This is a genomic window from Cellulosimicrobium funkei (genome assembly GCF_001019615.1).
Lineage (GTDB): Bacteria > Actinomycetota > Actinomycetes > Actinomycetales > Cellulomonadaceae > Cellulosimicrobium > Cellulosimicrobium cellulans_E.
Window position 1 is genome coordinate 38,196 of record NZ_JNBQ01000007.1, and the last position, 19,062, is coordinate 57,257.

The window sequence follows — 19,062 nt, forward strand, 5'->3', positions numbered from 1 at the left end:
AGCCCTGGGTGTCGTGACGCCGACCCGCTAGGTTGCCCGGGTGGAGACCGGGACCGACCTCGCGCGGCGCTACTACGACGAGGTCGTCGGGCCGATCGTGCTCGGCCGCTGGCCCGGTCTGCCGCACGCGGCGGGACGCCTCGGGAGCGGGTCCGACGTCCTGGGGCTCGACGACGCGACGTCGCGCGACCACGACTGGGGCCTGCGTCTGACGCTGCTGGTCGACGAGCCGATGGTCGACGAGGTCGACGCGCTGCTCGATGCGGCGCTCCCTGGCACGTTCGCCGGTCACCCGACCCGGTTCCCGACCACGTGGAGCCCGCACGGTCCGCACCAGGTCGAGGTCGCGTCGCCGTCGGGCTTCACCACGTCCCGCCTGGGACTCGACGCGACGCGCCCGCTCAGCCTGGACGACTGGCTCGCGCTCACCGGTCAGGCGGTGCTCGAGGTCACCGCGGGTCCCGTCTTCGCGGACACCGACGGTCGGGTCACCGCGGCGCGCGACCGCCTCGCCTGGTACCCGGCCGACCTGTGGCGGTACGCGGTCGCCGTCGACTGGGCGCGGATCGGGCAGGAGCTGCCGTTCGTCGGCCGGACGGCGGAGCGCGGCGACGACCTCGGGTCGCGCGTCGTCGCCGCCCGGCTCGTGCGCGTCGCGATGCACCTCGGGTTCCTGCTCGAGCGGCGCTGGCCGCCGTACGGGAAGTGGTTCGGGACGGCGTTCGCCACGCTCCCGCGCGCCGCCGCCGCCGCGCCCGACCTCGCCGCCGCGCTCGCGGCCGACGACTGGAGGTCCCGCGAGGTGGCGCTGTGCCGGGGTCTGGAGACCCTGCACGACCTCCAGGGCGCGGTGGGCCTCCCGACCGTGACCGACGTCGTCGTCCCGTTCTTCGACCGGCCCTTCCGGGGGCTCGGGCCGGTGGCCGCCGCGGTGACGTCCGCGATCCAGGACCCGGTGGTGCGGGCGCTGCCACCGGGCGTCGGGACGGTCGAGCAGTGGGTCGACGACGTCGACGTACTCACGGACCCCGGCCGTCGCGTCGCCGCGGCGCGCGGTGTCCGGCAGGCTGGGACGACCACCCCGTGACCCGAGAGGAAGCCGTGCGATGACCTCGTCCGCACCCACCCCGGACCCCCTGCCCCGCGGCGGGTGGCCCGGCGCCGAGACGCCCGGTGACGCGCCCTGGTGGACGCGCTCGGTCGTGTACCAGGTGTACCCGCGCTCGTTCCAGGACACCGACGGCGACGGCGTCGGCGACCTCCCCGGGATCACCCGGCGGCTCGACCACCTGGAGCGGCTGGGGGTGGACGTCGTCTGGTTGTCCCCGGTGTACCGGTCGCCGCAGGCGGACAACGGCTACGACATCAGCGACTACGAGGACGTCGACCCGCTCTTCGGGTCGCTCGCGGACCTCGACGCCCTGATCGAGGGTTTGCACGCGCGCGGGATGAAGCTCGTCATGGACCTCGTCGTCAACCACACGAGCGACGAGCACCCGTGGTTCGTCCAGTCGCGCTCGTCAACCGAGAGCCCGCGGCGCGACTGGTACTGGTGGCGCCCCGCACGCGCCGGCATGGAGCCCGGGGCGCCGGGAGCCGAGCCGACCAACTGGCGCTCGTTCTTCGGCGGGAGCGCGTGGCGGTTCGACGAGGCGTCGGGGGAGTACTACCTGCACCTGTTCGACACCAAGCAGCCGGACCTCAACTGGGAGAACCCGGAGGTCCGCCAGGCGGTCTACGCCATGATGCGGCGGTGGCTCGACCGCGGCGTCGACGGGTTCCGGATGGACGTCATCAACCTGATCTCCAAGGACGTCGCGCCCGACGGCTCGCTGCCCGACGGCGAGGTGCACTGGGGGACGTTCGGTGACGGGAGCCCGCACTACACGGACGGGCCGCGCGTGCACGAGTTCCTCGCCGAGATGCACCGCGAGGTGTTCGCGCCGTACCTCGCGCAGGGCCGCGAGATCCTCACCGTGGGGGAGACGCCGGGCGTGACCGTCGAGCACGGCGTCCGCTACACCGACCCCGACCGTCGCGAGGTCGACATGGTGTTCCAGTTCGAGCACATGGGCATCGACCACGGCGCGACGCGCTACGACCCGGTCCGGTGGGACCTCGCCGACCTCAAGGCGACGCTCGGCCGGTGGCAGGCCGGTCTCGCCGACCGGGGCTGGAACGCCCTGTACTGGGACAACCACGACCAGCCGCGCGTCGTCTCGCGCTTCGGCGACGACTCTCCCGCGCACCGCGTCGCGTCGGCCAAGGCGCTCGCTCTCCTGCTGCACCTGCACCGCGGCACGCCGTACGTCTACCAGGGCGAGGAGCTCGGCATGACGAACGCGCCGTTCACGCGCGTCGAGCAGTACCAGGACGTCGAGTCGCTCGGGTACTTCCGCGAGCTCACCGGGCGCACGGGCGGCCCGCGGCTGCGCACCGACGGCGAGATGCTCGCCGTGCTCGCGCACGCGAGCCGCGACCACGCCCGCACCCCCGTGCAGTGGGACGCGACCCCGAACGCCGGGTTCACGACGGGGACGCCGTGGCTCGAGGTCAACCCGAACCACACCACGATCAACGCGGAGGCCGCGTGGGCCGACGAGGACTCGGTCCTGCACTTCTACCGGCGGCTCGTCGCCCTGCGTCGCGACGAGCCGGTCGTCGCGCTCGGCGACTTCCACATGCTCCTCCCGGACCACGCGGCGCTCTACGCGTTCACCCGGACCCTCGACACCCCGGTCCGTGACGGCAGGACCAGGCGGGACGAGCTCCTCGTCCTCGTGAACGTGAGCGGGCAGCCGCAGGACGTCCCCGACGGCGTGCTCGCCGGCTGGGAGGACGCGGCGACCGTGGTGGCCACGCACACCGCGGCGACCGCCGGCGGGCGCCCGGGCAGCGCCCGTCTGGAGCCCTGGGAGGCCGTCGTGCGCCGCCGCTCGACCGAGATCCTCCCCGGGTAGGAGGCAGGTCATGCGACGGTAGGAGGTCTGTTCCGTCTGGACCAAGAGTGCCCTATGCTCACCCCAGCCGGCGGGGCTGCCGGGCAGGGGGCCGCGGCGCGGCCGGGGAGGGGCGCACGGGTGCAGACCACGGGAGCCCCCGCGATCGAGGCGCGGGGGCTGCGCAAGACGTACCGGAGCCGCAGGGGGCGGTCGGTGGGCGTCGAGGGGCTCGACCTCGTCGTGCCCGTCGGCGGGGTCCACGGGTTCCTCGGGCCGAACGGCTCCGGGAAGACCACGACGATCCGCATGCTCCTCGGGCTCGTGCGCGCCGACGCGGGGAGCGCGCACATCTTCGGCCGCGAGGTGCCGCGGCACCTGCCCGACGTCGTCGGTCGCGTCGGTGCGATCGTGGAATCCCCGAAGTTCTTCCCCGCCTTCAGCGCGCGCAAGAACCTCGACCTGCTCGCGGCGGCGATCGGCGCTCCTGCGGGCCGGGTGGGCGAGGTGCTCGCCGAGGTCGGGCTGTCCGACCGCGCCGGCGACCGGTACCGCGGCTACTCGCTGGGGATGAAGCAGCGGCTCGCGATCGCCGCGACGCTGCTCAAGGACCCCGACCTGCTCATCTTCGACGAGCCGACGAACGGGCTCGACCCCGCCGGGATCCGAGAGATCCGGGACACCATGCGCTCGCTCGCGGACCGCGGGAAGACCGTGCTGGTGAGCAGCCACATCCTCGCCGAGGTCGAGCAGGTCGCGGACACGGTCTCGATCATCGCGCGCGGCCGCCTCATCGCGTCGGGGAGCGTGAGCGAGCTCATCGGTGCCGGCGGCGCGACGCTCCAGGTCGGGGTCGCCGACCCGGCGCGCGCCGCCGCGGTGCTGCGTGCCGACGGCTTCACGGTACGCGAGGACGGCGCCCGCCTGCTCGTGGACGGCGTCGCCGACGCCGCGCAGGTCACCCGGGCGCTCGCCGCCCACGACCTCTGGCTCACCGAGCTCGTCCCGGTCCACGCCGGCCTCGAGGCGGTGTTCCTCGAGCTCGTCGGCAAGGACGAGGCCGCGGGCACGCGGCACGACCGTCGTGGTGACCACGCCGTCGCGACGCAGGGGGTCGTCGCGTGAGCCGCCTGCTGAGGGTCGAGCTCCGCCGCCTCCGCGCGCGTCGTCTCGTGCGCTGGGCGAGCGCGGGGACCCTCGTCCTCGCGGCGCTGAGCGTGCTGCTCGCCTACACCCAGAGCCTGCCGCCGTCGGATCTCGAGGTGGAGCAGGCGGAGCACGCGTACGAGCAGCAGCTCGACGACTGGGAGCAGAACGGAGACGAGTACGTCGCGCAGTGCGAGTCGGACCAGGAGGTCGCTCGCGAGACCGACCCCGCCGCCGACTACGGGTGCGACGACATGGCGCCCCGGCTCGAGTGGTTCCTCTCCGAGCCCCCCACGTTCGACGGCGACGAGGAGTCCTGGCCGGTCCCGGGCGCGACGACGGTCACCCAGCTCGCACCGCTCCTGCTCCTCTTCGCGCTCGTCGTCGGGGTGTCGTTCCTCACCGCCGAGATCTCGTCGGGGGCGATCGGGCTGTGGCTCACGTTCGAGCCGCGCCGTCAGCGCGTCTACTGGTCCAAGGCTGCCGCCGCCGCGCTCGGTGTGCTGCCCGTCGTCGTGCTCGCCTATCTCGTCATGGCGGGCGGTGCGTACGGCGCCTACGCGATCAACGGGCAGCTCGGGGCCGTCACCTCCGAGACGTGGACGCGGCTCGCGAGCGTCGGCGGACGGGCGGTGCTCGCTGCCGCGCTCGTCGCGGCCACAGGGGCTGCGCTCGGCGTGCTGTTGAAGAACGCGGCGGGAGCGCTCGGTCTGGTCGTGGTCTGGGTCGCCGTCGTGGAGACGGTCGTCACGCTCGCCGTGCAGGACGCGCAGGCCTGGCTCGTGCGGACCAACGTCGTGGCCTGGGTCCAGGGCGGCACGACCGTCTGGGTGCAGGAGTGCACCACGGACGCGACCGGGACGACGTGCCAGGGCGTGGAGCGGATCGTCACCCAGACGCAGGGCGGCCTCTACCTGCTGGCGGTCGCCGCCGTGCTGTCGCTGGTGGCAGCGGTCGTGTTCCGGCGGCGCGACGTCTCCTGACACCTCGTGCGGCGGCGGCGACCGCTCCTCGTGCCGAGGCGCTCGTCCCATCTCGTGAGACGGGCGCCTCGACACGTGACATCCCCGAAACATGGGCGTACAGTCCCATGACGTGCAGACGATCCTCCTTGTAGTACTTCCTGAGCGCGCCGGCTGAGGCCACGCCACCAGGCTTCGTCAGCGCGCTCACCCCTCGTCCAGCCCGGCATCCCGGGTCCGAGGGGTTTTTTTGTTGCCACCACACCGGCACGACAACACCAGACAGGACCGCGGACGGCCCACCCCGGCCACCGCGAGCGCCGCACCCGCGAGACCCGCGAGCACCGGCACCGCACACCGCGACCAGCACGACCGCACCACCACGGTCGGCTCCGGTACCCGGCGGAGCGCCCCCACGGGGCGCCTGCCGGGCCGAGGCCACGACACGCAGGAGACACCATGGCCCAGGGTCCCACCCCGGCACCTCCGCGACCGGGGGCCCCGACGCCCGCGGCGCAGGCGCCGAAGCCCGCCCCGACACCCGCGTCGGTCGCCCCGCGCGGCGACGTCCGGCGCGCTGCCACGGCTCGCCCGGCCGGCAGCACGCAGGGCACCTCGACGGGTGAGGAGATGACCGGCGCGCAGTCGATCGTCCGCTCGCTCGAGGAGGTCGGCGCCGACGTCGTCTTCGGCATCCCGGGTGGTGCGATCCTCCCGACGTACGACCCGCTCATGGACTCGCAGCGACTGCGCCACATCCTCGTGCGCCACGAGCAGGGCGGCGGCCACGCCGCGCAGGGCTACGCGCACGCGACCGGCAGGGTCGGCGTGACCATGGCGACCTCGGGCCCCGGCGCGACGAACCTCGTGACGCCGATCGCCGACGCGAACATGGACTCGATCCCGCTCGTCGCGATCACCGGCCAGGTCGCCGCGGGCGCGATCGGTACGGACGCCTTCCAGGAGGCGGACATCGTCGGCATCACGCTGCCGATCACCAAGCACAACTTCCTCGTCACCGACCCCGACGACATCCCGCGCACCATCGCGGAGGCGTTCCACATCGCCTCGACGGGCCGCCCCGGTCCGGTGCTCGTGGACATCGCGAAGTCGGCCATGCAGTCGCGCACGACGTTCTCGTGGCCCCAGGACGTACAGCTCCCGGGCTACCACCCGGTGACGAAGCCGCACAGCAAGCAGATCAAGGAGGCCGCGCGACTGCTCGCGTCGGCCCGCCGGCCCGTGCTCTACGTGGGTGGCGGCGTGGTCCGCGCGAACGCGTCGGCCGAGCTGCGGCGCCTCGTCGACCTGTCGGGCGCGCCGGTCGTCACGACGCTCATGGCGCGCGGCGCCGTGCCCGACACGCACCCCCAGAACCTCGGGATGCCCGGCATGCACGGCACCGTCCCGGCCGTGGCGGCGCTCCAGAAGGCGGACCTCGTCGTGTCCCTCGGCGCGCGCTTCGACGACCGCGTGACGGGCAAGCTCTCGAGCTTCGCTCCGCACGCGCAGGTCGTGCACGCGGACATCGACCCGGCGGAGATCGGCAAGAACCGCGACGTGGACGTCCCGATCGTCGGCGACCTCAAGGAGGTCATCTCCGACCTGCTCCCCGAGCTCGAGCGCGAGCACGAGTCCAAGGGGAAGCCGGACGTCGAGGCCTGGTGGCGCCAGATCGACGACTGGCGCGAGACCTACCCCCTCGGGTACACCGAGCCCGACGACGGCCACCTCGCCCCGCAGCACGTCATCTCGCGCCTGGGCGAGATCTCCGGCCCTGAGTCGATCTACGTCGCGGGCGTCGGCCAGCACCAGATGTGGGCCGCGCAGTTCATCCGCTACGAGCACCCGCGGACCTGGATCAACTCCGGCGGCCTCGGCACCATGGGCTTCTCGATCCCCGCGGCGATGGGCGCGAAGGTCGGCCGCCCGGACGCCACGGTGTGGGCGATCGACGGCGACGGCTGCTTCCAGATGACCAACCAGGAGCTCGCCACCTGCACGATCAACGAGATCCCGATCAAGGTCGCGCTGATCAACAACTCCTCGCTCGGCATGGTGCGCCAGTGGCAGACCCTGTTCTACGACAAGCGCTACTCCAACACCGACCTGCACACCGGGCACGGCACGGCGCGCGTCCCCGACTTCGTCAAGCTCGCCGACGCCTACGGGTGCGAGGGCATCCGCGTCGAGTCGATGGGCGACGTCGACGCCGCGATCAAGCGCGCGATGGAGATCGACGACCGCCCCGTGGTCATCGACTTCAACGTCTCGCGCGACGCGATGGTGTGGCCGATGGTCGCCGCCGGCGTGAGCAACGACGACATCCAGTACGCGCGGGGCATCTCGCCCGCGTGGGACCGAGAGGACTGACCCGCCATGTCCCGCCACACCCTCTCCGTGCTCGTCGAGAACAAGCCCGGCGTGCTGACGCGCGTCGCGGGCCTGTTCGCTCGCCGCGCCTTCAACATCCACTCGCTCGCGGTCGGCCCGACCGAGCACGAGGAGATCTCGCGCATCACCGTGGTCGTCGACGTCGAGGAACGTCCGCTCGAGCAGGTGACGAAGCAGCTCAACAAGCTGGTCAACGTCATCAAGATCGTCGAGCTCGACGCGGCCGCGTCCGTGCAGCGCGAGCTCCTGCTCGTCAAGGTGCGCGCCGACGGCGCGAACCGCACCGGCGTGCTCGAGGTCGTCAACCTCTTCCGCGCGAAGGTCGTCGACGTCGTGCCCGACGCCGTGACCATCGAGGCGACGGGCACGGGCGAGAAGCTGAACGCCCTGCTCGGAGCGCTCGAGCCCTACGGCGTGCGCGAGATCGTGAAGTCGGGGACCGTCGCCGTCGGGCGCGGCTCCCGCTCGATCACCGACCGCGCGCTGGAACGCGTGGTCCGCTCCGCCTGACGATCGCCTACCCTCGCACCAAGACCCGCACGGGCGTCGGTGCGCACCCGATCGTCGTTCCACCGCGAGACATCGCAACAGACCCCCTGCACCGCAAACGAAGAACCGAGGAGAACCATCGTGGCTGAGCTGTTCTACGACGACGACGCCGACCTGTCCATCATCCAGGCCAAGAAGGTCGCGATCGTCGGCTACGGGAGCCAGGGCCACGCGCACGCCCAGAACCTGCGCGACTCCGGCGTCGAGGTCGTCGTCGCCCTCCGCGAGGGCTCGAAGTCGACCGCCAAGGCCCAGGACGAGGGCTTCGAGGTGAAGTCCGTCGCCGACGCCGCGGCGTGGGCCGACCTGATCATGATCCTCGCGCCGGACCAGCACCAGCGCTCGATCTACAACGACGAGATCAAGCCGAACCTCGCCGCCGGCAAGACGCTCGCCTTCGCGCACGGCTTCAACATCCGCTTCGGCTACATCGAGGCCCCCGACGGCGTCGACGTCATCCTCATCGCGCCCAAGGCCCCGGGCCACACCGTGCGCCGCGAGTTCGTCGCCGGCCGCGGCATCCCCGACATCATCGCCGTCGAGAAGGACGCGTCGGGCCAGGCGTGGGACGTCGCGCTGTCGTACGCGAAGGCGATCGGCGGCACGCGCGCCGGCGTCATCAAGACGACGTTCACCGAGGAGACCGAGACCGACCTCTTCGGCGAGCAGGCCGTCCTGTGCGGTGGCGTGTCGCAGCTCGTCCAGTACGGCTTCGAGACCCTCACCGAGGCCGGCTACCAGCCGGAGATCGCCTACTTCGAGGTGCTGCACGAGCTGAAGCTCATCGTCGACCTCATGTGGGAGGGCGGCATCGCCAAGCAGCGCTGGTCCGTCTCCGACACCGCCGAGTACGGCGACTACGTCTCCGGCCCGCGCGTCATCGATCCGCACGTCAAGGAGAACATGCAGGGCGTCCTCGCGGACATCCAGTCCGGCGCGTTCGCCAAGCGCTTCATCGACGACCAGGACGCCGGCGCGCCGGAGTTCACGGAGCTCCGCGAGAAGGCCGCGCAGCACCCGATCGAGAAGGTCGGCAAGGAGTTGCGCTCGCTGTTCGCGTGGAAGCAGCAGGACGCCGACTACACCGAGGGCAGCGCCGCACGCTGACGCAGGCAGGGCGACGAAGGAGCCCTTGCCGGAGTCGGCGGGAGGTGTCTGCCCGACCGACTGCACCGAGGGCAGCGCCGCACGCTGACGCAGGCAGGGCGACGAAGGAGCCCTTGCCGGAGTCGGCGGGAGGTGTCTGCCCGACCATGAACACCGAGGGCTCTGCGGCTCGCTGAGCCTGACGCTCGTCGCTCACCTCGAGGAGGGGGCGGCGTCGTGCGCGATGTACCATCCGGCCTCGTGCCTCGGCCTCCCGCCAGGCCCGCCACGATCGCGCACGACGCCGCCCCCTCCTCGTGCTGTCGGGTCACCTCCACGTCGCCACGGGGCGTCGAAAGTCCGGATCCTTGCGACACGGGTGGGACGAATGGCGGGAGACCGGGCAGATCGACCCTCGGTGCGCCACGATAGGGGCATGACCCGACAGGCGGACGAGGGGGAACCGGTGACGGACGACGTGGTGGTGGACGAGAGGGCGGCGGAGATCCTCGCGTTCTGGGAGCTGGCGCGGCCGAGCGCCGGGATGGCACGGGTGGGCGTGGTCACCGGCACCACGGTCTCCGAGACGGTGCCGCCGCCCGCATGGTCGTTCGGCGACAACCCCGCGCTGGCCGACGCCCTGCTCGCGGCGGTGCTCAGCGGGGAGAAGACCGCGACGTCGTCCGCCCTGTGGGAGTACGAGGACTCGGGGGAGCCCGTCCCGCGCGTCGGCGAGCTGTCGATCCTGCTCGACGGTGCGGGCCACCCGCGGGCCCTCGTCCGCACGACGTCGGTCGAGGTCGTCGCGTTCGAGGAGGTCGACGCGGACTTCGCCCTGGCGGAGGGCGAGGACGACGGCTCGCTCGAGGCGTGGCGCGACGGTCACGAGACGTACTTCCGGCGCGTGCTGGAGCGAGAGTTCGCTCCCGACATGCCGCTCGTGTGCGAGCGGTTCGAGCTGCGCTACCCGCGCTGAGCAGGGGATGAGCGGTGGCCCGCCGTGCCACGTTCGGCCGGCCACCGCTCGCGGGGCAGGTGAAGAGGACTACCCCGGGACTGGTGACGCTCCGACCCGGTGGTCCGGTCGGCCCGCCGCGGTGAGCAGGAGCGTGCGCACGTCCTGCGCGACGACGGAGCGCGCGCCGCGCAGGACCGCGAGCTCGGGGACGGCGCTCGCGACGACCGCGCCCGTCCGCTGGTCGGTGCCCCGGAGCACGGCGGCCGTGGCCTCGGCGAGCTCGTCGCCGCACGCGACTCCCGTCGGTCCGCCGAGCACGACGGCGTCGGGCTCGAGGATCGCCACGACGGGCTGGAGCACGATCGTGACGCGACGGGCGAGGTCGTGCACGAGCTCGTGGACGGCGTCGGTGTCGCGGTGCTCACGGACGGCGGCGACGGCCGCGGCGTAGGGGGTGCCCTCCGTGACGCCGGGGACGCCCGCCCGGGCGCAGAGCTCGACGAGCCGGAGGCCGCCGACGAGGTCCTGCACGTTGACGGAGTCGTCGATCCCGGCGGCGGGCACGGGGAGGTAGCCGATCTCGCCGGCGCCGCCCGAGGTGCCGTGGTGGACGCGGCCGTCGAGCCACGCCCCCATGCCGATGCCCTCGCCGAGCCACAGCAGGGCGAAGCTCTGCTCGTCGCGACCGGCGTCACGCTCGGCGATCGCGGCGAGGTTCACGTCGTTCTCGACGCGCACGTCGATGCCGAGAGCGTCCTCGAGATGCCCCCGGAGCCCTTCGCGCGGCCAGCCGGGCAGCTCGCCGACGAGGGCGATGTCGCCCGTGCGCGGGGCGACGGCCGCCTGGACGCCGACGACGGCGGTCGCCACGCGCGCGACCGGGATGCCCGCCTCCGCGCAGGCCTCGTCGCGCGCCGTGCGGACGTCGGTCGCGGCGGCGCGGTCCGGGCCGGCGGCGACGGTGGTCTCTCCGAGCGTCCGGCCGAGCGCGTCGACGACGCTCGCCCGCACGCCGTCGGGCACGACGTCGAGCGCGAGCCCGACGAGGACGTCGGTGCGTGCGGCGTACTGTGTCGCCTGCGGCCCGCGCGCGCCCTGCACGGAGCCGGTCGGTTCGATGAGACCGGACTGCTCGAGCCGTGCGACGATCTGCGAGGCCGTCGGACGGGACACGCCCGTGCTGTCGCCGATCTGGGACCGGGTGAGCGGTCCGGCGTCGAGGAGGAGCTCGAGCGCCGCGCGATCGTTGATCGTGCGGAGCAGCCCCGGCGTGCCGGGGATCCTCGACGAGGGGGGCGCGGTCATGATGTTCCTTCGAACGGGCTTTAGGAAAGTTTCCTAATAGTGCACGGTCTCGGCCTGTCGCGCAACTCGAACGCCGTCCGAGACGTGAGACCGTCGTCCCGAGGGGTGGCGCGGCGGCGTAGGCTCGCCGCATGACGCGCACCATTGATCTGGCAGTCGTGGCCGGGGACGGCATCGGTACCGAGGTCGTCGAGCAGGGCCTCGCCGTGCTCGAGGCCGCCGTGGCCGGCTCGGACGTGAAGGTCTCCACGACGCCGTTCGACCTGGGTGCGCGCCGCTGGCACGCGACGGGCGAGACGCTCACCGACGCGGACCTCGAGGCGATCCGCGGCCACGACGCGATCCTCCTGGGCGCGATCGGCGACCCGAGCGTCCCGTCGGGCGTCCTCGAGCGCGGTCTGCTGCTCAAGCTGCGCTTCGCGCTCGACCACTACGTGAACCTGCGACCGGGCAAGCTGTACCCGGGTGTCACCTCGCCCCTCGCCGAGCCGGGCGAGATCGACTTCGTCGTGGTGCGCGAGGGGACCGAGGGCCCGTACGTCGGCAACGGCGGATCGCTGCGCACCGGCACGCCCCACGAGATCGCGACCGAGGTCTCCCTCAACACGGCGTTCGGCGTCGAGCGCGTGGTGCGCGACGCCTTCGCCCGGGCCCAGGCGCGTCCGCGCAAGCACCTCACGCTCGTGCACAAGCACAACGTCCTCGTGCACGCGGGCCACCTGTGGCGCCGGACGGTCGAGGCCGTCAACGCCGAGTTCCCCGACGTCACGACGGACTACCTGCACGTCGACGCGGCGACCATCTTCCTCACGACGAAGCCGTCGCGCTTCGACGTCATCGTCACGGACAACCTGTTCGGCGACATCCTCACCGACCAGGCCGCCGCGATCACGGGCGGGATCGGCCTCGCCGCGTCCGCGAACATCAACCCCGACCGCACGGCGCCGTCGATGTTCGAGCCGGTGCACGGCTCGGCCCCGGACATCGCCGGACAGGGCAAGGCCGACCCGACCGCCACGGTCCTGTCGGTCGCGCTGCTCCTCGACCACCTGGGCCTCGGCGACGAGGCGAAGCGCGTGGAGGCGGCCGTCGCCGCCGACCTCGCCGGGCGGGGGAGCCGAGTACGCTCGACGGCCGAGGTGGGCCGCGAGCTCGCCGCTCGCGTCGCCGGCTGACACGCCGCCCGGGTCCTGCGCGGACCCGGGCACCGGTTCGCCCGCAGTCCCCGCACCTCGGTCGTCATCGCCCCAGGACCGGATCCCTCCCGTTCTGACCCGGTGACGCCTGCCGTCGTCGTGCTCTCGCGCGGATCGCCGCACGAGCCGTACGGTCGTGGAAAACTAGGCGGAGACCACCCGGGTCGCCAGGTGAAAGGCCTCATGATGAGCACCCTCGCAGCGCAGCACCAGCCGTCCTCCTCGGAGGAGGACCTCATCGCCCTGTTCGACGTCCGCCCCACGGACGCCCCGACGCCGCCCGCCGAGCGCGAGGCCGCGATCGCGGCCCCGAAGTTCGGCACGGTCTTCACGGACCACATGGCGCGGATCAGCTGGAACTCGACCGACGGGTGGGTCGACCGCCGCATCGAGAAGTACGGACCCCTCCTGCTGGACCCGGCGACCGCCGTCCTGCACTACGCGCAGGAGATCTTCGAGGGCATGAAGGCGTACCGCCACGCCGACGGGTCGGTGTGGACGTTCCGCCCCGAGGCGAACGCCGCGCGCTTCGCCCGCTCGGCCCACCGCCTCGCGCTCCCGGCGCTGTCGGTCGACGACTTCGTCGGGTCGATCACGGCGCTCGTGCGCACGGACGTCGACTGGGTGCCCAGCGGCGACGAGGCGAGCCTCTACCTGCGCCCGTTCATGTACGCGTCGGAGGCCTTCCTCGGCGTGCGCCCGTCGCTCGAGGCCGAGTACCTGGTGATCGCCTCGCCGGTCGGGCCCTACTTCTCGGGCGGCGTCAAGCCCGTGTCGATCTGGGTCGACCGCGAGTACAGCCGCGCGGGCGCCGGTGGCACGGGCGACGCGAAGTGCGGCGGCAACTACGCCTCCAGCCTGCTGCCGCAGGTGGTCGCGCAGCAGCACGGGTGCGAGCAGGTGTGCTTCCTGGACTCCGGGACGCGCACGTTCCTCGAGGAGCTCGGCGGCATGAACGTGTTCGTCGTCAAGGCGGACGGCTCGGTCGAGACGCCCGAGCTCAGCGGCTCGATCCTCGAGGGCGTCACGCGCTCGTCGATCATCCGCCTCCTCACCGACCGCGGACACGACGTGGTCGAGCGCCGCATCCCGCTCACCGACGTCCTCGCCGGGATCCGGGACGGCTCCGTGACCGAGGTGTTCGCGTGCGGCACGGCCGCCGTCATCACCCCGATCGGGCGGCTCGCGGGCTCCGACTTCGACCACACCATCGGCGGCGGCGAGGCCGGGTCGCTCACCATGGCGATCCGCGCCGAGCTCACCGACATCCAGACCGGGCGCGCGGCCGACCGCCACGGCTGGCTCCGCCGCCTCGCCTGAGGCACGTTCTCCGCACCCTGCACGACGACGGGGCCGCCTCCCGCGGGAGGCGGCCCCGTCGTCGTGCGGGCCGGTCAGCGTGGACGCGCCGGCCGGTGGGTCAGAGGGCGGTCGCCGGCCGCACGACGATCGTCCGCCCGGCGACGCCCGCGAGCAGCGACCAGACCGCGATGCCGATGAGCAGGTTGATGAGCCCGGACAGGGCCGCCGCCGTGACGTCGCTCGACCACGCGAACGGGAGCACGGCGATCACCACGACGACCAGTGCCATGATCCAGCCGAAGAACGCGCGCGGGCGCGGCGTGCTGAGGATGAGCAGGTGCAGGACGCCTGCCGCGAGGACCGCGAGGATCGCCCCGTCGATCGCCCACGCCGCCTGGCGCGACCCCGTGCCGAACAGGTCCGGCGGCGGGACCAGGGTGATCGAGAAGATCCGCTCGAAGATGATCACGCCGAGCAGCCCGATGAGGGCCGCGACGAGGGCGGTCGCCGCGGCGCCCGCCCAGAACCGGCCGGCCTCGACCGCGAGGCGCGGGTCCGCGGGGTTGACGGGCGGCCTCTGGTCGGGGAAGCCGGCCTGCGGGTCGGTCGGGGGGATCGCGGGGGGCGGGGCGTGCTGCGGTACGGGCGGCTGCCCGTAGCGGCGCGTCGGGGGGTTCTGCGGGTCGTAGCCGCCCGGCGTCGGGTCGCTCATCGTCACTCCTCGGTCGGTCGCCGCCGCGCCCGAGGGCGGTGGGCGGCTCAGTGGATGGACGCTCGTGTCCATCCTCGCGGAACCTGTGGCACCATGTGCCCTGTGACACACCTCGTCTCCCAGCTCATTATCGAGTAGCGCGCCCGGTAGTACTCACCGGACGCGCAGACCTCCCGCACCCTCGGGGGGTTTTTTTTGTTGCTGGGCACCACCCCCGCCCGGCGGCACGGATGCCGGGCCTCCCGCCTCACGAGGGCCCCGCCCGGCGTCCTGGGAGACGGACCAGAGGGACGGACGCTGCGGCGTCCGCGACACGACGAACGGCAGGAAGAGGCACCATGACCTCGGCGACGACCCCCGTGACCGGCCCCCGCGAGCCCCGGGTCTTCCACGTCTACGACACGACCCTGCGCGACGGCGCGCAGCAGGAGGGCATGAACCTCTCCGTCGCCGACAAGCTCGCCATCGCCCCGCTGCTCGACGAGCTCGGCGTCGGGTTCATCGAGGGCGGCTGGCCGGGCGCGGTGCCCAAGGACACGGAGTTCTTCCGCCGCGCCGCCAAGGAGCTCGACCTCCGGCACGCCGTGCTCGCCGCGTTCGGCTCGACGCGCAAGGCGGGTTTGCGCGCGTGGGACGACCCGCAGGTGCGGGCGCTCGTCGACTCCGAGGCGCCGGTCGTGACGCTCGTCGCCAAGTCCGACGTCCGGCACGTCGAGCGCGCGCTGCGCACGACGCCCGACGAGGGCCTCGCGATGATCACCGACACCGTGTCGTTCCTCGTGGGCGAGGGACGCCGGGTCGTCGTCGACGCCGAGCACTTCTTCGACGGCTACCGGTACGACGCCGCCTTCACGCGGTCCGCCGTGCAGGCCGCGTTCGAGGCGGGGGCCGAGGTCGTCGCGCTCTGCGACACCAACGGCGGGATGCTGCCCACCTGGGTGGTCGAGGTCGTCGAGGAGCTGCGCGACGCCGTCGGGCTCCCGCACGGGCGCGACGCGCTCCCGGGCGACGCGCTGCTCGGCATGCACGCGCACAACGACTCGGGCTGCGCCGTCGCGAACACGCTCGCCGCCGTCGAGGCGGGCGCCGCCCACGTGCAGGGGACGGTCAACGGGTACGGGGAGCGCACGGGCAACGTCGACCTCCTCACGGTCGTCGCGAACCTCGAGCTCAAGCACGGGCTGCGGACCCTGACCGGGGAGGGCCTCGAGGAGGCCACGCGCATCTCGCACGCGATCAGCGAGATCACCAACATCTCGCCGTACGCGCGTCAGCCGTACGTCGGCGCGAGCGCGTTCGCGCACAAGGCCGGCCTCCACGCGAGCGCGATCAAGGTCGACCCCGACCTCTACCAGCACATCGACCCGACGGCGGTCGGCAACGACATCCGCATGCTCGTCTCCGACATGGCCGGCCGCGCCTCGATCGAGCTCAAGGGCCGTGAGCTCGGGTTCGACCTGTCGGGCCAGGGCGAGCTGCTCACCCGCGTGACCAACCGGGTGAAGGACGACGAGGCCAACGGCTACACGTACGAGGCGGCGGACGCGTCGTTCGAGCTGCTGCTCCGCGAGGAGATCACGGGCGAGCGGCCGCCGTACTTCCGGGTCGAGAGCTGGCGCACGATCGTCGAGCGGGCCGGGTCGCGCGGCACCGAGGCCACGGCCGAGGCGACCGTCAAGCTCCACGCCGGCGGCGAGCGCATCGTCACCACCGGCGAGGGCAACGGGCCCGTCAACGCGCTCGACCACGCCCTGCGGCTCGCCCTCGGCCGCGTCTACCCCGAGATCGACGTGTTCGAGCTCATCGACTTCAAGGTCCGCATCCTCGACACCGAGCAGGGCACGGACGCGATCACGCGCGTCCTCATCGAGACGACCGACGGCTCGACGTCGTGGTCGACGGTCGGCGTCGGGCCGAACCTCATCGAGGCGGCGTGGGAGGCGCTGACCGACTCCGCGATCTACGGGCTGGTCCACGCGGGCGTCGACCCTCGCTGACCGGTACCTCGCCCTGCCGAGGGACGGCTGGGCGTCCGCGACGGCGGTCTGTTGCGGGGTGACCGACGTCTCCCGCCGTGCGAAGGGCGAGCGGGCTTAGGGTGGACGGGTGCGTGGTGAGTACAAGGTTCCCGGTGGCAAGCTCGTAGCGGTCGACGTCGAGGTGGAGGCCGGGCGGCTCGCCCGCGTCGCGGTGAGCGGCGACTTCTTCCTCGAGCCGGACGACGCGCTCGAGGACATCGACGGCGCGCTGACGGGCATGCCCGAGACGGCGACGGTCGCGCAGCTCGCGAGCGCCGTGCAGGGCGCGCTCGGCGAGGACGTCACGATGATCGGCTTCTCGCCCGAGGCCGTCGCGATCGCGGTGCGCCGCGCGCTCGGGCACGCGACGGGCTGGGGCGACCACACGTTCGAGGTCGTGCACGAGGGCCCGGAGGAGCCGGCGATGCACCTCGCGCTCGACCAGGTGCTCACGGAGGAGCTCGACGCCGGTCGTCGCGGCCCGACGCTGCGGATCTGGGAGTGGGCGTCGCCCGCGGTGATCATCGGGTCGTTCCAGTCGCTGCGCAACGAGGTGGACCCGGAGGGCGCGGAGCGCCACGGCGTGACGGTCGTGCGCCGGATCTCCGGCGGGGGCGCGATGTTCGTCGAGCCGGGGAACACCATCACCTACTCGCTCTACGTCCCCGGGTCGCTCGTCGAGGGGCTGAGCTTCGAGCGCTCGTACGCGTTCCTCGACGACTGGGTGCTCGGCGCGCTCGCGGAGGTGGGCGTCGAGGCGACCTACAAGCCGCTCAACGACATCGCGTCGCCCGCGGGCAAGATCGCGGGGGCGGCGCAGAAGCGGCTGCGCGGGGGAGCGGTGCTGCACCACGTGACGATGGCGTACGACATCGACGCCGGCAAGATGCTCGAGGTGCTGCGGATCGGCCGCGAGAAGCTCTCGGACAAGGGCACGACGAGCGCGAACAAGCGCGTCGACCCGGTGCGCTCGCAGACGGGCATGGCGCGCGAGGACGTCATCGACGCCTTCAAGGAGCACTTCCGGTCGCGCTACCGCACGGTCGAGGGCAAGGTCACGCCCGAGGAGCGCGAGCGGGCGCAGGAGCTCGCGCGCACGAAGTTCTCGACGCCGGAGTGGACCGCGCGCGTCCCGTGACGCCGTACCTCGCGACGTAGAGCCCCCGGTCGCGAGGTATAGCTCCCCGGGTTCTACGTCGCGACGGCGGGTTCTACCTCGGCGTGGGTCGCGGGCCGAAGACCGCGGTGCCGACGCGGACGATCGTCGCGCCCTCGGCGACCGCGAGCTCGAGGTCGCCGCTCATGCCCATGGACAGCTCGCGCGCGTCCCCGGTGCCAGGCGCGCCCGAGCCGGCGACGGCGTCGCGCACCTCGCGCAGGCGCGCGAAGCCCGCGCGCACCACCGTCTCGTCCGGCGCGTTCGCGCCGATCGTCATGAAGCCCCGCAGGCGCAGACCCTCGAGCGCGACGACGGCGGTCGCGAGGGCGGGCGCGTCGTCGGGCCGGACGCCCGACTTGGACTCCTCGCCCGAGACGTTCACCTGCACGAGCACGTCGAGCACCCGGCCGTCGCGCGCGCAGCGCGCCGCGAGCGCCTCGGCGAGCGCGAGCGAGTCCACGCTCTCCACGCCCGTCGCCGTCGCGAGGACCTGGTTGACCTTGTTGCGCTGGAGGTGCCCGATCATGTGGACCTCGACACGCCCCGCCGCCACGAGGTCGGCGAGGTCGGGGGCCTTCGCGACGAGCTCCTGCACGCGGTTCTCGCCGATCAGGTCCGCACCGGCCTCGACGACCGCGCGCACGGCGTCGGCGGGCTGCGTCTTGGTCGCCACGAGCAGCCGCACGTCCGACGGCGCGCGCCCGGCAGCGCGCGCGGCGTCGTCCACCCGGGACCGCACCCGGGCGAGGTTCTGCGCGATCTGCGCGGGCAGCACGGACGACGGCTCGGGGAGGGGCATGCGGTCAGTCTAGGTCGGCCGGGCCGTCCGAGATCCGGGTCGTCTCAGGGTGGTCCCGGATCGGCGCGAGCGGTCTGATCGGCGAGAATGGTGGGGAAAGGACGGTGCCGTGAAGACACTGCTCAACATCATCTGGCTCGTGTTCGCCGGGCTGTGGCTCGCCCTGGGCTACGTCCTGGCGGGCATCATCTGCTGCATCCTCATCGTCACGATCCCGTTCGGCATCGCGTCGTTCCGCATCGCCGGCTATGCGCTGTGGCCGTTCGGCCGCACGGTCGTCGACAAGCCGACCGCGGGCGCGTGGTCGACGATCGGGAACGTCATCTGGGTGGTCGTTGCCGGCATCTGGCTCGCGATCGGGCACGTGGTCACCGCGATCCCGCTGTTCGTGTCGATCATCGGCATCCCGCTCGGGATCGCGAACCTCAAGATGATCCCGGTCTCGCTCCTGCCGCTCGGCAAGGACATCGTCCCGACCGACGCACCGTACACCGCCTACCAGCGCTGACCGACGGTGCGACAGAGGCCCGGTAGCGC

Annotated in this window: 16 protein-coding genes; 13 read left to right on the forward strand and 3 right to left on the reverse strand. The window is 72.8% G+C overall.

The window, feature by feature from the left end; all coding sequences use genetic code 11:
- The first annotated feature begins 40 nt into the window (after nucleotides 1–40).
- From FB00_RS22985 to FB00_RS08735, 8 genes are all read left to right on the forward strand, one after another.
- Nucleotides 41–1,087 (forward strand): DUF4037 domain-containing protein, encoded by a 1,047-nt coding sequence (locus FB00_RS22985; RefSeq protein WP_047232527.1) that lies wholly within the window; start codon nucleotides 41–43, stop codon nucleotides 1,085–1,087.
- A gap of 19 nt (nucleotides 1,088–1,106) precedes the next feature.
- Nucleotides 1,107–2,960: an alpha-glucosidase gene (locus FB00_RS08705; RefSeq protein WP_082141151.1), complete on the forward strand. Its 1,854-nt coding sequence runs from the start codon at nucleotides 1,107–1,109 to the stop codon at nucleotides 2,958–2,960.
- A 120-nt stretch (nucleotides 2,961–3,080) separates the two neighbouring features.
- Nucleotides 3,081–4,064 (forward strand): ABC transporter ATP-binding protein, encoded by a 984-nt coding sequence (locus FB00_RS08710; protein ID WP_047232528.1) that lies wholly within the window; start codon nucleotides 3,081–3,083, stop codon nucleotides 4,062–4,064.
- The gene (locus tag FB00_RS21045) at nucleotides 4,061–5,068 is read left to right on the forward strand and encodes an ABC transporter permease subunit (protein ID WP_052877556.1); all 1,008 of its coding nucleotides are present in this window, start codon (nucleotides 4,061–4,063) and stop codon (nucleotides 5,066–5,068) included. The genes FB00_RS08710 and FB00_RS21045 overlap by 4 nt, the downstream gene beginning before the upstream one ends.
- A gap of 438 nt (nucleotides 5,069–5,506) precedes the next feature.
- The gene (locus FB00_RS08720) at nucleotides 5,507–7,420 is read left to right on the forward strand and encodes an acetolactate synthase large subunit (RefSeq protein WP_047232529.1); all 1,914 of its coding nucleotides are present in this window, start codon (nucleotides 5,507–5,509) and stop codon (nucleotides 7,418–7,420) included.
- 6 nt (nucleotides 7,421–7,426) lie between these two features.
- Nucleotides 7,427–7,951 carry an acetolactate synthase small subunit gene (ilvN, locus tag FB00_RS08725; RefSeq protein WP_047232530.1) on the forward strand — a complete coding sequence of 175 codons (525 nt, stop codon included), beginning with the start codon at nucleotides 7,427–7,429 and terminating at the stop codon, nucleotides 7,949–7,951.
- 120 nt (nucleotides 7,952–8,071) lie between these two features.
- A complete protein-coding gene (gene ilvC / locus FB00_RS08730) occupies nucleotides 8,072–9,097 on the forward strand; it encodes a ketol-acid reductoisomerase (protein WP_047232531.1) in 1,026 nt (341 codons plus the stop codon).
- Nucleotides 9,098–9,512: 415 nt separating this feature from the next.
- Nucleotides 9,513–10,052 (forward strand): ASCH domain-containing protein, encoded by a 540-nt coding sequence (locus FB00_RS08735; protein ID WP_047232532.1) that lies wholly within the window; start codon nucleotides 9,513–9,515, stop codon nucleotides 10,050–10,052.
- A gap of 69 nt (nucleotides 10,053–10,121) precedes the next feature.
- On the opposite strand, the gene FB00_RS08740 is transcribed toward FB00_RS08735, so the two are convergent.
- Nucleotides 10,122–11,339: an ROK family transcriptional regulator gene (locus FB00_RS08740; RefSeq protein ID WP_047232533.1), complete on the reverse strand. Its 1,218-nt coding sequence runs from the start codon at nucleotides 11,337–11,339 to the stop codon at nucleotides 10,122–10,124.
- Nucleotides 11,340–11,470: 131 nt separating this feature from the next.
- On the opposite strand from FB00_RS08740, the gene FB00_RS08745 reads away from it, so the two are divergent.
- Nucleotides 11,471–12,514: a 3-isopropylmalate dehydrogenase gene (locus tag FB00_RS08745; protein WP_047232534.1), complete on the forward strand. Its 1,044-nt coding sequence runs from the start codon at nucleotides 11,471–11,473 to the stop codon at nucleotides 12,512–12,514.
- A gap of 207 nt (nucleotides 12,515–12,721) precedes the next feature.
- The gene (locus tag FB00_RS08750; protein WP_047232589.1) at nucleotides 12,722–13,855 is read left to right on the forward strand and encodes a branched-chain amino acid aminotransferase; all 1,134 of its coding nucleotides are present in this window, start codon (nucleotides 12,722–12,724) and stop codon (nucleotides 13,853–13,855) included.
- A 100-nt stretch (nucleotides 13,856–13,955) separates the two neighbouring features.
- Here FB00_RS08750 and FB00_RS08755 read toward each other — a convergent pair whose 3' ends face one another.
- On the reverse strand, nucleotides 13,956–14,549 hold the full coding sequence (locus FB00_RS08755; protein ID WP_047232590.1) for a hypothetical protein: 594 nt from the start codon (nucleotides 14,547–14,549) through the stop codon (nucleotides 13,956–13,958).
- 338 nt (nucleotides 14,550–14,887) lie between these two features.
- Between FB00_RS08755 and cimA the strand changes: the two genes are divergently transcribed.
- Together cimA and FB00_RS08765 are read left to right on the forward strand one after the other, a co-directional pair.
- A complete protein-coding gene (gene cimA, locus FB00_RS08760; RefSeq protein ID WP_047232535.1) occupies nucleotides 14,888–16,546 on the forward strand; it encodes a citramalate synthase in 1,659 nt (552 codons plus the stop codon).
- Nucleotides 16,547–16,655: 109 nt separating this feature from the next.
- Complete coding sequence (locus tag FB00_RS08765; RefSeq protein WP_047232536.1) at nucleotides 16,656–17,705, forward strand: lipoate--protein ligase family protein; 1,050 nt, start codon at nucleotides 16,656–16,658, stop codon at nucleotides 17,703–17,705.
- 73 nt (nucleotides 17,706–17,778) lie between these two features.
- Here FB00_RS08765 and FB00_RS08770 read toward each other — a convergent pair whose 3' ends face one another.
- On the reverse strand, nucleotides 17,779–18,525 hold the full coding sequence (locus tag FB00_RS08770) for a YggS family pyridoxal phosphate-dependent enzyme (RefSeq protein ID WP_047232537.1): 747 nt from the start codon (nucleotides 18,523–18,525) through the stop codon (nucleotides 17,779–17,781).
- 109 nt (nucleotides 18,526–18,634) lie between these two features.
- Between FB00_RS08770 and FB00_RS08775 the strand changes: the two genes are divergently transcribed.
- A complete protein-coding gene (locus FB00_RS08775; protein WP_047232538.1) occupies nucleotides 18,635–19,033 on the forward strand; it encodes a YccF domain-containing protein in 399 nt (132 codons plus the stop codon).
- Nucleotides 19,034–19,062: the final 29 nt, after the last annotated feature.

Coding starts and splice junctions, on each gene's coding strand:
- FB00_RS08705 (WP_082141151.1), top strand. CDS start 1,107: ATGACCTCGTCCGCACCCACCCCGGACCCCCTGCCCCGCGGCGGGTGG.
- FB00_RS08720 (WP_047232529.1), top strand. CDS start 5,507: ATGGCCCAGGGTCCCACCCCGGCACCTCCGCGACCGGGGGCCCCGACG.
- ilvN (WP_047232530.1), top strand. CDS start 7,427: ATGTCCCGCCACACCCTCTCCGTGCTCGTCGAGAACAAGCCCGGCGTG.
- FB00_RS08735 (WP_047232532.1), top strand. CDS start 9,513: ATGACCCGACAGGCGGACGAGGGGGAACCGGTGACGGACGACGTGGTG.
- FB00_RS08740 (WP_047232533.1), bottom strand. CDS start 11,339: ATGACCGCGCCCCCCTCGTCGAGGATCCCCGGCACGCCGGGGCTGCTC.
- FB00_RS08745 (WP_047232534.1), top strand. CDS start 11,471: ATGACGCGCACCATTGATCTGGCAGTCGTGGCCGGGGACGGCATCGGT.
- FB00_RS08750 (WP_047232589.1), top strand. CDS start 12,722: ATGAGCACCCTCGCAGCGCAGCACCAGCCGTCCTCCTCGGAGGAGGAC.
- FB00_RS08755 (WP_047232590.1), bottom strand. CDS start 14,549: ATGAGCGACCCGACGCCGGGCGGCTACGACCCGCAGAACCCCCCGACG.
- cimA (WP_047232535.1), top strand. CDS start 14,888: ATGACCTCGGCGACGACCCCCGTGACCGGCCCCCGCGAGCCCCGGGTC.
- FB00_RS08770 (WP_047232537.1), bottom strand. CDS start 18,525: ATGCCCCTCCCCGAGCCGTCGTCCGTGCTGCCCGCGCAGATCGCGCAG.